The sequence below is a fragment of the Streptomyces klenkii genome, assembly GCF_003626645.1.
Classification (GTDB): Bacteria; Actinomycetota; Actinomycetes; order Streptomycetales; family Streptomycetaceae; genus Streptomyces; species Streptomyces klenkii.
The window spans coordinates 483619-495775 of the sequence record NZ_RBAM01000004.1; the positions used below are offsets into that span (position 1 = coordinate 483619).

The 12157-nt window shown below is 68.6% G+C and carries 16 protein-coding genes and 1 tRNA gene; 11 read left to right on the plus strand and 6 right to left on the minus strand.

Annotated elements, in window-relative coordinates:
- Window positions 1-44: 44 nt before the first annotated feature.
- Window positions 45-344, minus strand: a complete 300-nt coding sequence (locus tag D7231_RS12315; RefSeq protein WP_241999670.1) for a hypothetical protein — start codon at window positions 342-344, stop codon at window positions 45-47.
- A 59-nt stretch (window positions 345-403) separates the two neighbouring features.
- On the opposite strand from D7231_RS12315, the gene D7231_RS12320 reads away from it, so the two are divergent.
- Window positions 404-1162 carry a GntR family transcriptional regulator gene (locus D7231_RS12320; protein ID WP_120755326.1) on the plus strand — a complete coding sequence of 253 codons (759 nt, stop codon included), beginning with the start codon at window positions 404-406 and terminating at the stop codon, window positions 1160-1162.
- On the opposite strand, the gene D7231_RS12325 is transcribed toward D7231_RS12320, so the two are convergent.
- Both D7231_RS12325 and D7231_RS12330 read right to left on the minus strand, forming a co-directional pair.
- A complete protein-coding gene (locus tag D7231_RS12325; RefSeq protein ID WP_120755328.1) occupies window positions 1152-1922 on the minus strand; it encodes a glycosyltransferase family 2 protein in 771 nt (256 codons plus the stop codon). The genes D7231_RS12320 and D7231_RS12325 overlap by 11 nt on opposite strands.
- Window positions 1916-2704 (minus strand): GntR family transcriptional regulator, encoded by a 789-nt coding sequence (locus tag D7231_RS12330; RefSeq protein ID WP_120755330.1) that lies wholly within the window; start codon window positions 2702-2704, stop codon window positions 1916-1918. The genes D7231_RS12325 and D7231_RS12330 overlap by 7 nt, the downstream gene beginning before the upstream one ends.
- Before the next feature lie 216 nt (window positions 2705-2920).
- Between D7231_RS12330 and D7231_RS12335 the strand changes: the two genes are divergently transcribed.
- The 9 genes from D7231_RS12335 to D7231_RS12375 all read left to right on the plus strand — a co-directional run bounded on the left by D7231_RS12335 (window position 2921) and on the right by D7231_RS12375 (window position 9519).
- Entirely contained in the window at window positions 2921-3295 is a 375-nt protein-coding gene (locus tag D7231_RS12335; protein ID WP_120755332.1) for a hypothetical protein, read from the plus strand.
- A gap of 61 nt (window positions 3296-3356) precedes the next feature.
- Window positions 3357-5480, plus strand: a complete 2124-nt coding sequence (locus tag D7231_RS12340; RefSeq protein ID WP_422396698.1) for a cell division protein FtsK — start codon at window positions 3357-3359, stop codon at window positions 5478-5480.
- A gap of 140 nt (window positions 5481-5620) precedes the next feature.
- Window positions 5621-5884 carry a hypothetical protein gene (locus tag D7231_RS12345; RefSeq protein WP_120755334.1) on the plus strand — a complete coding sequence of 88 codons (264 nt, stop codon included), beginning with the start codon at window positions 5621-5623 and terminating at the stop codon, window positions 5882-5884.
- A gap of 20 nt (window positions 5885-5904) precedes the next feature.
- On the plus strand, window positions 5905-6099 hold the full coding sequence (locus D7231_RS12350; protein ID WP_120755336.1) for a hypothetical protein: 195 nt from the start codon (window positions 5905-5907) through the stop codon (window positions 6097-6099).
- A gap of 21 nt (window positions 6100-6120) precedes the next feature.
- Complete coding sequence (locus D7231_RS12355) at window positions 6121-6336, plus strand: hypothetical protein (protein ID WP_120755338.1); 216 nt, start codon at window positions 6121-6123, stop codon at window positions 6334-6336.
- A 94-nt stretch (window positions 6337-6430) separates the two neighbouring features.
- Window positions 6431-7045, plus strand: a complete 615-nt coding sequence (locus D7231_RS12360; RefSeq protein ID WP_120755340.1) for a hypothetical protein — start codon at window positions 6431-6433, stop codon at window positions 7043-7045.
- Entirely contained in the window at window positions 7042-7422 is a 381-nt protein-coding gene (locus D7231_RS12365; protein WP_120755342.1) for a hypothetical protein, read from the plus strand. The genes D7231_RS12360 and D7231_RS12365 overlap by 4 nt, the downstream gene beginning before the upstream one ends.
- A gap of 87 nt (window positions 7423-7509) precedes the next feature.
- Window positions 7510-7911 (plus strand): helix-turn-helix domain-containing protein, encoded by a 402-nt coding sequence (locus tag D7231_RS12370; RefSeq protein WP_241999671.1) that lies wholly within the window; start codon window positions 7510-7512, stop codon window positions 7909-7911.
- 15 nt (window positions 7912-7926) lie between these two features.
- Window positions 7927-9519 carry a LacI family DNA-binding transcriptional regulator gene (locus D7231_RS12375; protein ID WP_120755344.1) on the plus strand — a complete coding sequence of 531 codons (1593 nt, stop codon included), beginning with the start codon at window positions 7927-7929 and terminating at the stop codon, window positions 9517-9519.
- Window positions 9520-9655: 136 nt separating this feature from the next.
- Here D7231_RS12375 and D7231_RS12380 read toward each other — a convergent pair.
- From D7231_RS12380 to D7231_RS12390, 3 genes are all read right to left on the minus strand, one after another.
- Window positions 9656-9729, minus strand: a tRNA-Pro gene (locus D7231_RS12380).
- Between the two features lie 46 nt (window positions 9730-9775).
- A complete protein-coding gene (locus D7231_RS12385; protein WP_120755346.1) occupies window positions 9776-10534 on the minus strand; it encodes a Pr6Pr family membrane protein in 759 nt (252 codons plus the stop codon).
- A gap of 49 nt (window positions 10535-10583) precedes the next feature.
- Entirely contained in the window at window positions 10584-11510 is a 927-nt protein-coding gene (locus D7231_RS12390; RefSeq protein WP_120755348.1) for a metallophosphoesterase, read from the minus strand.
- A 177-nt stretch (window positions 11511-11687) separates the two neighbouring features.
- On the opposite strand from D7231_RS12390, the gene D7231_RS12395 reads away from it, so the two are divergent.
- On the plus strand, window positions 11688-12152 hold the full coding sequence (locus D7231_RS12395) for a GatB/YqeY domain-containing protein (RefSeq protein WP_120755350.1): 465 nt from the start codon (window positions 11688-11690) through the stop codon (window positions 12150-12152).
- The last annotated feature ends 5 nt before the right edge of the window (window positions 12153-12157 follow it).

Genomic DNA, 12157 nt, shown 5'->3' on the forward strand with positions numbered 1-12157 from the left:
ACTCAAGGGCCCGGCGGATAAGGTCAATCACGCTGATCAGCTCCTCATAGCTGATGGCCGTGCCCCCGGGCAGCGCCCGCTGTCGCGGGGGTGTCCTTGCTGATGGCGGCCCAGGCGATGCGGCCGCTTCCGCTGGTGATCAGCCCGAACGAGTCGGCCGTCCCCAGCACCTTTAAGAGCTCTCGCCACGCCTCGGCCGAGACCGGATCCGGAACTTCCGTCTCGACGCAGATGCAGCCCTTCCGATGCCTCACGCGTGGAGTGAAACCAGCAGCTGACAGGCGTGCCGCGATGTGGTCGGCCCGGTTGCTGCGTGCGGCCACAAGGTGTTCCTCCGTCGCCACGGGATCACAGTACGTGAAGCTAGTTAACTAGAATAGGGCTAGTGGACTAGATTTTCCACATGCGTGAGCAGCCGCCTTATCTCCGCGTCGCTGACCTGCTGAGACAGCGCATCGCGGACCAGGAGTGGGCGCCGGGCGACCGGCTGCCGTCGCGTACGCAGCTTGCGCAGGAGTGCGGCGGCGTGGGCGAGAACGTCATCCGCCGAGCGCAGGAACTCCTGATCTCGCAAGGCGTCTTGGAAGGGCGTGCAGGGTCGGGAACGTACGTCGCCGAGCCTCGCGCACGCCTGCGCATGGTCCGCTCACAGAGCCGCGAACAGAGCGGAGGGTCGCCCTTCGCCGCGGACATGTCCGCCCTCGGCAAGCACGGCACCTGGGAGAGCAGCACGGAGGCCAAGCTCCCCGCGCCGGCAGACGTCGCCACCCGCCTCGGCATCGCCGAGGGGGACCTGTGCGTCCGGACCGTCTACGAGTTCCTGTCGGACGGCAAGCCCGTACAGCTATCCACCAGTTGGGAGCCGTACGACCTCACAGGCAACACGCTGGTCGTGCTCCCGGAGGGCGGGCCCTACGCCGGTAAGGGCGTGGTGGACCGCATGGCGGAAATCGGCATTACGGTCACGCGCGCGGTCGAGCAGCCCGAACCCGGACACGCGACCGCCGAGGAAGCCACCCTCCTCGGCGTGCAGCGGGGAGCACTCGTCACGCGCATCCAGCGGACGTACTACAGCGACGACGGGCGAGCCGTCGAGACGGCGGACATCGTGGTGCCCGCCTCCCTCGGCGTGATCGTCTACGAAGTGCCGGTCAGCTCGTAGCCGGGTAGAGCCAGCGGTTGTACGCGAGCGCCTGCGCGCGGGCCTGGACGACGGCCATGCGCGCATCGCGCTCCGCGGCATCGGTGTGAGCCGCCTGCCCGGTCGCCTGACCGGGCCACTTCCGGTAGAGGAGCCCTACCTCGCGGGTGAAGTACCCGCGGCTGACCGCATCAAGGGCGAGCAGAAGCCCGGTGTCCTCCGACGCCGGAAGCGCCATCCAGCCGCCCAGCGCGACCAGCAGGTTGCGACGTACGCAGAGGGTCGCGGGGTGGACCTGTGCCCGGAAGTTGTGCGCCTGCCAGTGCGCAAGTACGGCGCCCAGCTCTATCGGTCCCTCGTCCGGGTCCTGGTCGAAACCGACCGTCGTCCCGTCGGGCAGCAGGTCCAGGACGCGTGACGTCGTCCAGCCGATGCTGGGGTCGCGTTCAAGGACGGAGATGTCGCGGGCCAGTGCGCCGGGCGGAAGCTGGTCGTCGGCGTCCAGGATCTTTACGTACTCGCCGTCGGCGTGCGCCAGGGCCATGGTCCGGGCGACCCCAGGGCCGCCGCGTCGCCCCTGCCGGAAGGTCACGCGCTCGTCATCGGGGACGTGGGGGGCGACGTCGTCCGTCTGCCCGTCCTCCTGGATCAGCCAGTGCCACTCCCAGCCTTCGGGGAGCTCCTGAGCGCAGAGCGACTTGTAGGCGTCGTGGAGGTGGTGGGCGGAGGGTCCGTGCACTGCGGTGACGATGATGATGCGCCGGCGCACGGCACTCACCACCTTTCCAGGGGAGTGGTGAAGAGCATCTCCGTCCGGTCGCCGGGCAGCGCGATGTCGGAGAGCTCCACAACGCGGTCGTTGGTGTCGTACGAGGTCTTGCGCAGCAGGATCACGGCGGTGCCGGGCGGGAGTTCCAGTTCCTCCGCCTCTTCCGGCGTGGGCGGCCGGGCGGTGACGTGCTCCTCGATGCGGTCGAGCTCGATGCCGATCGTGAAGAGCTGGTTCTGGGTGCCTCCGGGCCACGGTTCGTTGGACTCGTCCAAGAGGTCCGGGTTCGACGCGACCATGTCGCGGACGAGGTAGGAGGTGACCAGCGCGAACGGGGCTCGCTCCGCCGCATAGCGCGTCCGGTAGGTGCGCTCCAGGAGCACTTCGCCTTCCGGGACCTCGAAGGCCTTCGCGAGAGCCTTGCCCGCCTTGACCTCGCGGTAGGACGCGCGGAAGACGAGATCGTTGAGCGTCAGGCCGGTGTCATGCTCGGTGGCTCCGGTCTGCGCCCGCTGCTCCTCGGGCTGCCGGACGCGGTCCTTCTCCCACTGGTGCCTGACGTTCGTTCGGAGGACGGTCGCCCGGGGTTGACGGACGAAGTTGCCGCGGCCGTGCTGCTTCTCGATCAGCCCCTCGTCGCGCAGAAGGCGCAGTGCTTCGCGGATCGTGGGAAGGCTGCGGCCGTACTCCTCGGCGAGTGCCGTCTCAGAGGGGAGACGGTCCCCGGCGCTCAGCTGACCTGCGCGGATGGCTTCTCGCAAGCCGTCCGCAATCCGCTCGTACGCCTTCGCCATCGGTGCTCACCCGCCTGTCGTGTCGACGGGGCTCAGCATACGACTCCTCAAGAGGACTTGACGAGTTAGTGAGACCCGCGTCATAGTCCCAGTCTGAACTCCTCAAGTCCTCATGAGGACTTGACCTCTTGATGAGTCATCAGCGTCCGATGCGCTCGCCGCGGACGCGCTCGTTCCCTGCTGCCTGCACTGCTCTCAACCACAGAGGTGGATCACATGCAGCTCACCCTCGGCGACGTCGCCCGCAGCCGCGAGGACATCACCCTCGGCACCGTGGCCGGCATCGCGGACCACGGCGAAGGCAAGCTCGTCGTCTTACGGCTCCCGAACGGGGGGCTCAGTTTCGTCGAACCGCGGGCCCTGGTCGTCGTGGGGCGTTACGTCCCGCCGGCCTCGGCCGGCCGCAGCTTCGTGGCCCTGCTCTTCTTGGGCCTCGCGCTCCTCGTGTCCTACATCAGTTGCCGGTCGGCCGAGAGCATCGGTGCGGACTGGCTGCTGACGTTCTTCGCCGGGCTGGGCGGGTTCAAGGTCGTGGCGATCGCGTACCAGTGCTGGGCACGTCTCACCGGGCCGCGGCGCTTTCGCGTCTGAACGCATCGCTTGAACGCATCACTCCCGTTCTCCCGTCCCGCCCAGGATTTGGAGGAGTCACGTGAACGACCAACTGGCGGAGAGCATCGCGTTAGATCAGGGCCACCCTGCCGGACCGGCCGTCTCCGGTCTTTCCGAATCCGCCATCCCCGGAAATGAGACCGTTGCTGTCGACAGCCCGGAAGGACCATCGGGCCCCGGCTTGGCGGACCGGGCGCAGAGCGCCAAGCGCCGCCCGGTCATCCCGGCCTGGGCGAAGTCGCGTAAAGAGTTCCTCGCGGCCGGCAAAGGCGTCGCCGCGTACGCCTGGCACGTATCCGCGTATCACGCGGTACGTACGCCCTGGTACACGATCCGTCTCGCGTTACAGGCCCCGAGCGGTGCCGCACGGTTCGTCGGCGGCAGGCTGCGATGGGTCGCGGATGTCGAAGGCGAGCCGTTCCGGCAGTACGCGGCGGCCACCGATGACATCGCCAAATACCTGCAACTCTCGCGACAGCGGGATCGCCGCGTCCGCTGGCGGGCGGCGGTCGCCCTCGTAGCCTCGATCGCGGGAACCGCCGCGGCGCTCGTGCTCTACGTCATGGCCCCGCAGTGGCTGCTTTCGCTGTGCGGCTTCGCTCTGACGATGGCCCTGGGATGGCTGGGGCAACCCGCTGACGCACCGGTGATCCACCGGGCGGTGGAAATCCCGAGGGCGACGAGGCTCACCAGCGACATCGTCCTCCGTGCTCTCGGCTCCCTCGGCATTCAGGGCATCAATCAGGCTCAGTCGAAGGGCGGGGACGGGTTCGCCTTCACCGCCCCCATCACGCGGGACGGCCCCGGTTGGCTCGCCGAGGGCGATCTTCCTCATGGCGTGACCGTCACGGACATCATGGACCGCCGGGAGAGGCTGGCCTCCGGTCTCCGGCGGCCGCTGGGAACGGTCTGGCCCGAAGCGGTACGGAACGAGCACACCGGCCGCCTGCGGCTGTGGGTCGGCGATCAGGACATGTCCCAGACCTCGCAGCCGGCGTGGCCCCTCGCGAAGTCGGGCACGGTGGATCTCTTCAAGCCCGTCGCGTGGGGAACCGACCAGCGCGGACGCTGGGTGGAGATCACCCTCATGTACTTGGCAGGCGTGATCGGCGCCATCCCGAGAATGGGCAAGACCTACCTCTTGCGTCTCCTCCTGCTCATCGCCGCGCTCGACCCGCGCGCCGAGGTGCACAGCTATGACCTGAAGGGAACGGGCGACCTCGACCCTGTCGGCGATGCCATCGGCTTTCGCCACCGGGCGGGCAATCGCGACGAGGACATCCTCTACGGGCTGACCTCTCTCCGTGAGCTCCAGGCCGAGTTGCGACGCCGTACGGACGTCATCCGCGGCCTGCCCCGGGATATCTGCCCCGAGTCGAAGGTGACGACGGAGCTCGCTTCGAAGCGGTCCCTAGGCCTGCACCCGATTGTGGTCGGGGTGGACGAGTGCCAGAAGTGGTTCGAGCACCCGAAGTACGGCAAGGAACTTGAGGAGATCTGCACGGACCTCGTCAAGCTCGGTCCGGCCACGGGAATCGTGCTGCTGCTGGCCACTCAGCGGCCGGACGAAATCAGTCTGCCGAAGGGGATTTCCGCAAACGCGTCGGCCCGTTGGTGCCTCAAGGTCATGAGTCACGTCGAGAACAACATGGTTCTCGGCACCGGTGCCTATAAGCGGGGCGTACGGGCAACGATGTTCGCCTGGGAGGACAAGGGCATCTGCTACTTCCTCGGCGAAGGCGCGGATGCGCAGATCGTCCGCGCGGCCGAGGTCAATGCCGTGCAGGCCGAAGTCATCGCCCTGCGGGCCCGGAAGATGCGCGAGCGCCTCGGCACTCTGGCTGGCCACGCGCTGGGGGAGCAACCCGCGGCCGCGTCCGGCCCGTCCTACGACCTGCTCTCGGATCTCCTCACGACGCTGCCCGTCGGCAAGGAAAAGCTCTGGAACGAGGCGATCGTCGCCGCCCTCGCGGAACTCCGACCCACCGTGTACGGCACGTGGACCGCGGAACAGCTCACCGCAGCCCTGAAGCCGTACGGCATCCGCACCGCGCAGGTGTGGGGCACCACGGACGACGGTACGGGCGCCAACCGGCGCGGAATTAAGCGCGCCGACGTCCTAGGAGCGATCGCGGAACGTGACAGCAGCGGCGCCGTGGCATAGCTGCCGCCGCCGCTAGGCCTAGCAGGACGGCCGCTAGGTCTAGCACCCCCGCTAGCAGCACATCACGCACCTGACCTGCGCACTAGCACCTAGCGGCGCTCGCCGAGCGACCCCCGAATTCCTACCCGGAGAGGGTTCTGATGAGTTCCCTGCTCGACGCTATGCCCGGCCTCATATTCCTCACGCTCTGCTACGCAGTCATCTGCGCCCTCAGCCCGTTCGGTGCGTGCCGCAAATGCGGGGGATGGGGCGCGAAGATCCGCCAGACCCGCAGCGGCCGGATCAAGCGCGGCCGCGAATGCCGCCGTTGCGAGGGGCAGGGCCTGCGCCTGCGCGTCGGCCGGCGCCTCTACAACTCCGTCGCCGAGCTTTACCGCGACGGCACCGGCAAGGCTCGACGCTGACTTCCCCGAGGAGCCCTGCGATGTCCTTCTCCATCTCCGCGCTCGTACTGTTCGGCCTCCTCCTGGCCATGCTCCTCCGCTCGAAGGCTGTCGGCATCGGCGGTGCCACGGTCGCCATCCTCTTCGGCTACTACCTCAGCCGCACCGGTATCGCCGCGCCGATTGATCAGGTCATGGGCGCCATCGCCCACGCCGTCCCCGCCCTCGACAAGTGATCAGGTGAAGGAGTCCCTTCCATGAACAAGATTTCCCTCATGGCCTCCGGCGAGCTGCGTGATGCGCTCACGGCCATCGGAGAAGGAAAAGGGCCGGCCGCTATCGCCGCCCTCATGGCCATCGACCCCACTTCGTGGCAGGCGATCGAGCACCGTCTCAAGGCGGTCGTCGGCACGGATCTGCGCTCGCTCTTACTCCACACCGTGGAAAGCGCGGCGGCGCCGGCCATCGACTGACGGCTCCCTGTGCGGGTCCAACTCCCCTGGAGGTGGGGCCGTGCAGAGGGCCGGACAACCCGGCTCGGCAATTCCGTCAGCGGAGAGGACGCCCATGTCCAACATCACCACCATCGCGTGGTTCGACAGCTTAACCGCGAGCGTGTTCGCGCTCGGGGCCGCGGCCCGGGAGATGCGGCTCGCCCACCAGGCGGCCCAGGTCGCTTCGTGGCAGATCGAGCCGGCCCGCCTGCGGCTGGTGATCGGCGACGTGAACATCCGCGGGGAGTACAAGATCAGCCCCTGCGACATCGCCCTGAGCCAGGTCCGCGGCCTGTCCCGCGCCTACCAGCGCATGACCACCGACCTGTACGAGAACCTCGCCCTCACGTACGCCCACGGCACGGCAGCAGCGCTCCTCGCGGTCATCAAGGGATACCGGCCGCGGTACGTCGAGCTCCAGCGCGACCAGACCGACCACTACATCGTGCCGAGCGACCCGCTGCCCGACTTCCGCGGAGACCTCGGCGACTGGAACGGCCAGAGGCGCCTGACCCTGCTCCGCTCCATCGTCGCGGCCCGCATGCTCGACCACTCCGGAGAACTGAGCCACGGCTCGATGGCCGGCCTCGCGGACGCCGCCTACGCGTACGGCGAGCAGGCCGAGACGGCCCTCCACCACCTGCTCCTCACCTCCCGCACGGACCACGGCCCGGAGGAGGAGCAGTGACAGACGCAGCGCACAGCACTGATCCCGCCGCCGAGTACGCCGAGTACGCAGGCGCTCCCCGCATCGTCTCGGAGATCCTCTGGGTGCTCAGGCAGGTAAGGGCGACCCGTTCCCTCGGCACGGAGCAGGGCCGGGAGTTCTGGCTCCGCAAAGCCGCTGTCCTCGATCGGATCGCGATCGAGGAGGTGGCGACGTACGCCCCGCAGGCCGCGGCCAAGGCGGTTGACACCGCGGAAGCGGCGGCGAGGCGGCTGGTCGAGTACGACGCCACGCACACCGGGCTGAGCCTCAGGGGCTCCGACGTGGTCACCGACGAGGACTGCCGCACGTACGTCCGCCGCGAGTACCACTCCTGGAACCGCACTCAGCCGTTCTGATTTCGCCCGGGGCAGCGGTCTACCGGCAAAGTACCCCGCTGCCCCGGCCTCCCCATCCCTTGCAGGAAATCAGGAGGTGCCCACAGCATGCCCTACAACGACACCGGCCCGCAGCCGCGGGCCGGCGGGGCGGACGGGTCAGGCCGCACTCCCCACGGCACAGCAGACAGCGGCTTGCCGCGTCTCTTCACAGCCGCCGAGGTCGCCACGGCAATCGGCTGCTCGGAGTGGTGGGTGAAGGAGCAGGCCCGGCAGCATCGCATCCCGTTCACCCGGCTCGGCGGGGCCTACCGCTTCACTGCCGACCACTTCGCGGAGATCATCCGTCTCTTCGAGGAGCGGCCTCCCACCCTCCGGGCCGCAGTCTCGGTGCAGATGGCTCCCGCTCGGCCGGCTCGCTGCGAGCGCACGGTGCCGGCGTCCGTCCTGCTCCGGCCCAAGCGCCCTCGCCGAGCGGTCGAACCGCCGCACGGCGACGCTGCTGCGTGAGCGGTGGTGGCAGAAGTGGGATACGGAGAGAAGCTCAAAGGCTCTTATCGCGCTCGATATTGGGAAGCACCTGGCATCCTGCGCACCCTCGTGGATGCCGAGGGGCGAACGATGCGGTTCAGCAGCAAGCGGGCAGCAGCGAAGGCAGCCAACGATCACGAGGCCTTGATCCGGAGAGTTGTTCAGAGCGCACCATCCCCCGAGACAGACACGCCGCTTGCGGAAGAGCAAGTGGCCGGTGTCGGTCCCCAGAGCGCGGCACCTGAAGAACCTGATGTTCAGCCCGCGATGACCTTCGGCGAGTACGTGAACCAGTGGTACGCGGGGCTGGAGCTCGCTGCCTCGACCATGCAGAACTACAAGCGGCACGTTGAGAATCACCTTCTTCCCGAATTCGGGGCCAAGGCGCTGGCCGACATCACGCGTGCCGATGTCGGCGCGTGGGAGAAGAAGGAGCAGGCCTCGTACGCGAGCACAAGCGTGCAGACGTGGCACGGCACCCTCCACGTCATCTTCGAGGACGCCATCGAAGAGGAGCTCCTGAGTGTGAACCCGGCTGCCAGGAGGCGAGGCCGGGGGAAGCGTGCTGGGCGTTCCCGGAAACGTGGGCCGGAGAAGGTGGTGACAGATGCACTGGGCATCCTGCTCGTCTCCGAACGAATGGCCCTCTTATCCGGTCGCGACGACGAGTTCGTCGGGGGCGTCACCAAGGGATACACCGGAGTGCGTTGGGGCGAGATGGTGGGCTTGGAGACAGAGTTCATTCGTCCCAAGTCCATTCGAGTGGAGTGGCAGCTGTACGAGCTGGACAACGGCGAGCTGGTTCGCTGCCCGCCGAAGGACGACTCGTACCGGACCATCGACAGCATGGACTGGCTGTCTGCCCTGATCACCGGCCAAGTTGCCCGAGCAGATCCGCAGCCCTGCCTGTGCCACGGTCGTCGGTACGTCTTCCGCGGCTATGGCGAAGCTAATGATGCTGCTCGCTCCCCGGGCGTGAAGCTGGCCGACGTCGCCCGCCATGCCGGAGTCTCCGTCGGGACGGCTTCGAACGTGTTGAACCGGCCTGAGGTGGTGCGGGAGGAAAAGCGGGCCAGGGTCGAGCTCGCGATGGCGGAGCTCGGCTACCTCCGGGGCAGTGCTCCGGGGGAGCCTGCGGCGCATTGGCGTCGGTCCGGGTTCGCGACCTGGTTGTTCCAGCCGGCTGCTACGGGCTGGTATCCGAAGAAGGCGCCGCAGGCGGCGCGCCCTGTTCCTCTCCTCGCGGGGCCTTGGCCCGGTGTACCTGCTCGTGGGCGGAACGCTTCCGAGCGGGCCGAGGCGTGCTGGGTGCCTATCGCTCAGGGGCTCACGCCCCATGGGCTCCGGCATACCCATAAATCGATCATGGAGGACATGGGGACACCGCCCAAGCTCATGGATGAGCGGCTCGGCCACCTGGACGGCTCGGTCCAGGCTCGCTACTCGCACATCACCTCCGGCATGCGCCGCCGACTGATGGAGGGCCTGACCGAAGTGTGGGAGGCGTCTCTGGAGGCAAGGCGTGCGATGTGTCTGGGATCACAGGTCGCTGTCCTCGATGCGCTGCTGCGGGGGCGCACTCCCTAGCCTCTGGAGTGGTGGATTCCGGTTCCGCTTTCCTTGATCCACTCCAGCGCCACTCCAGATCCGCGAGCACGCCAAGAAACACGTCAGCCCTGGTTCTCTCAGTGAGAGAACCAGGGCTGACGTGCTGTTTCAGCTGTCGGGGTGGCGGGATTTGAACCCACGACCTCTTCGTCCCGAACGAAGCGCGCTGCCAAGCTGCGCTACACCCCGATGTTCTCCGAGTTCCTGATTTCGCAGGTCCCCGGCGCAACGAGCTCTACTTTAGCGGACTGGAGCCCGTAGGCGAAATCCGGTTTCGAGGGGCGCGCAGGTGGGGGCGTATGCGGTCGAGGAGGGTCAGGGTGAGGGCCAGGGCGTAGAAGGCCAGACCGAAGGTGACGGCGTTGACGGCGATGCCGTCGTAGCCGTGGAGGTCGACGTCCAGGAAGGGGTACGGGTAGCGGCCCTCGGTGCCGGGGTCGAGGAGGGCGCCGCGGGCCAGGGCGAAGGGGAGGTAGAAGAGGGGGTAGGCCAGCCACTGCCAGGCGTGGCGCAGCAGGAAGCCGCCGGGCGCGGTGAGCACGAGCCAGTCGAGGGCGGCCGTGAGCGGGGTCACGGTGTGGAGGAGCTGGTTGGCGACCGATTCCAGGGGCGTGCGCTCGCTGGTCATGGCGAACCCGCTGGAGTCGTTCGAGAGCACGAAGTGGAAGACCAGGCCCGTGATGGAGATGTAGAGCAGCGCGGCACCCGTGATCCGCGGGGAGAGGGCGGGGCGCCCGGTCCAGGCGCGCTGGGCGGACCAGGCGAAGGTGACCGCCACCAGCAGGTTGGACTGGACCGTGAAGTAGCTGAAGAGCCTGCCCAGGTCGTCGGAGTCGATCGTGTCGAGGACGATGCCGGTGAGCGCGGCCAGGGCCACGAGCGCGCGGAAGACCGCCGCGAAGGGGCGGCGGCCGGCCGGGACGACTGCGGAAGCGGGCACGCCCGCGGCATCGGTCGTGCCGCGCCGCGTGGTGGAGGGTATGGGGTCGATCATCCCTACACGGTACGGCGAGCGCCGGGAACCTCCCCGGCGCTCTCACGGCTCAGTCGCGGGGGACGAGGGTGAGGAGGGTGGCCTCCGGGGGGCAGGCGAAGCGGACGGGGGTGTAGCGATTGGTGCCGCAGCCTGCGGAAACGTGCAGGTAGGAGCGGTGGCCGCCGGCCTTGTGGGTGGAGAGGCCCTTGACCCGCTCGGGGTCGATGTCGCAGTTGGTGACCAGCGCCCCGTAGAAGGGGATGCACAGCTGGCCGCCGTGCGTGTGACCGGCGAGGATCAGCGGGTAGCGGTCGGCGGCGAAGGCATCCAGGACCCGGAGGTACGGGGCGTGGACGACGGCCATGGAGAAGTCCGCGTCCTCGCGGGGGCCGCCGGTGACCTCCGCGTACCGGTCGCGCTTGATGTGCGGGTCGTCGAGGCCGGTGAGGGCGATGTCGTAGCCCGCGACCTTGAGGGCGCCGCGCGTGTTGGTGAGGTTGACCCAGCCCGCCGTGTCGAAGCCGTCGCGCAGCTCCTCCCAGGGGTTGTGGATCGCGCCGACTACCGGGGCGTTGCCGTTGAGGCCGTGCCGGCCGCTGGCCCGCTCCAGCAGGTAGCGAGCGGGGTTGCGCAGCTTGGGCCCGTAGTAGTCGTTCGAGCCGAAGACGTAGGCGCCGGGGAACTCCATCAGCGGGCCCAGCGCGTCGAGCGTCTCGGGCACGCCCTCCGGGTCGGAGAGGTTGTCCCCCGTGTTGATCACGAAGTCCGGGCGCAGCCCCGCGAGCGACTGCAGCCAGCGCTGCTTCTTGCGCTGTCCGGAGACCATGTGGATGTCGGAGACCTGGAGCACCCGCAGCGGCCGCATGCCGGGCGGCAGCACGGGCACGGTCACCCGCCGCAGCCGGAAGGACCGGACCTCGAAGCCGGCGGCGTAGGCGATGCCGGCCGCGCCGACTGCCGCGATTCCCAGGGGTACTCCGTATCGAGCGCGCATGGGATACATGGTCGCAGACCGCCGGCCTCGCCCCGTCACGGGCTGTGGATATCTTCCGGCTGTCGCGGGCAGGGTGCCGGCGCGATGTCGCGGGCGCACCGCGGGAGTTGCCGCCGCCCCGCCGCCCCACGGCGTTAATGCGGGGCGTCATCCGCTGCCGAATGCGAAGATTGCGGCATGACCACGCTCAAGGCCAAGCTGCACGACGACCTCACTGCCGCCATCAAGGCGCGTGACGAGCTGCGCTCCTCCACCCTCCGGCTCACCCTCTCCGCCATCGCCTACGAGGAGACCGCGGGCAAGTCCGCCCGTGAGCTCTCCGACGACGAGGTGCTGAAGGTGATCGCCCGCGAGGCGAAGAAGCGCCGCGAGGCCGCGGAGGCGTTCGACACGGGCGACCGCCCCGAGCAGGCCGAGCGGGAGCGCGCCGAGGGCGAGCTGCTCGCCGCCTACCTGCCGAAGCAGCTGTCGGACGAGGAGCTCACCGCGATCGTCGCCGACGCCGTGGCCGTGGCCAAGGCCGGCGGCGCCGAGGGGCCGAAGGCCATGGGTGCCGTCATGAAGATCGTGAAGCCCAAGGTCGACGGCCTCGCCGAGGGCAGCCGCGTCGCCAACGAGGTCAAGCGGCTCCTCGCGGGCTGACCCGC

Bases quoted from the DNA above. Each gene is read 5' to 3' on its own strand.
- D7231_RS12320 (WP_120755326.1), top strand. From the start codon at position 404: ATGCGTGAGCAGCCGCCTTATCTCCGCGTCGCTGACCTGCTGAGACAG.
- D7231_RS12330 (WP_120755330.1), bottom strand. From the start codon at position 2,704: ATGGCGAAGGCGTACGAGCGGATTGCGGACGGCTTGCGAGAAGCCATC.
- D7231_RS12335 (WP_120755332.1), top strand. From the start codon at position 2,921: ATGCAGCTCACCCTCGGCGACGTCGCCCGCAGCCGCGAGGACATCACC.
- D7231_RS12345 (WP_120755334.1), top strand. From the start codon at position 5,621: ATGAGTTCCCTGCTCGACGCTATGCCCGGCCTCATATTCCTCACGCTC.
- D7231_RS12350 (WP_120755336.1), top strand. From the start codon at position 5,905: ATGTCCTTCTCCATCTCCGCGCTCGTACTGTTCGGCCTCCTCCTGGCC.
- D7231_RS12355 (WP_120755338.1), top strand. From the start codon at position 6,121: ATGAACAAGATTTCCCTCATGGCCTCCGGCGAGCTGCGTGATGCGCTC.
- D7231_RS12360 (WP_120755340.1), top strand. From the start codon at position 6,431: ATGTCCAACATCACCACCATCGCGTGGTTCGACAGCTTAACCGCGAGC.
- D7231_RS12370 (WP_241999671.1), top strand. From the start codon at position 7,510: ATGCCCTACAACGACACCGGCCCGCAGCCGCGGGCCGGCGGGGCGGAC.
- D7231_RS12385 (WP_120755346.1), bottom strand. From the start codon at position 10,534: ATGATCGACCCCATACCCTCCACCACGCGGCGCGGCACGACCGATGCC.
- D7231_RS12390 (WP_120755348.1), bottom strand. From the start codon at position 11,510: ATGCGCGCTCGATACGGAGTACCCCTGGGAATCGCGGCAGTCGGCGCG.
- D7231_RS12395 (WP_120755350.1), top strand. From the start codon at position 11,688: ATGACCACGCTCAAGGCCAAGCTGCACGACGACCTCACTGCCGCCATC.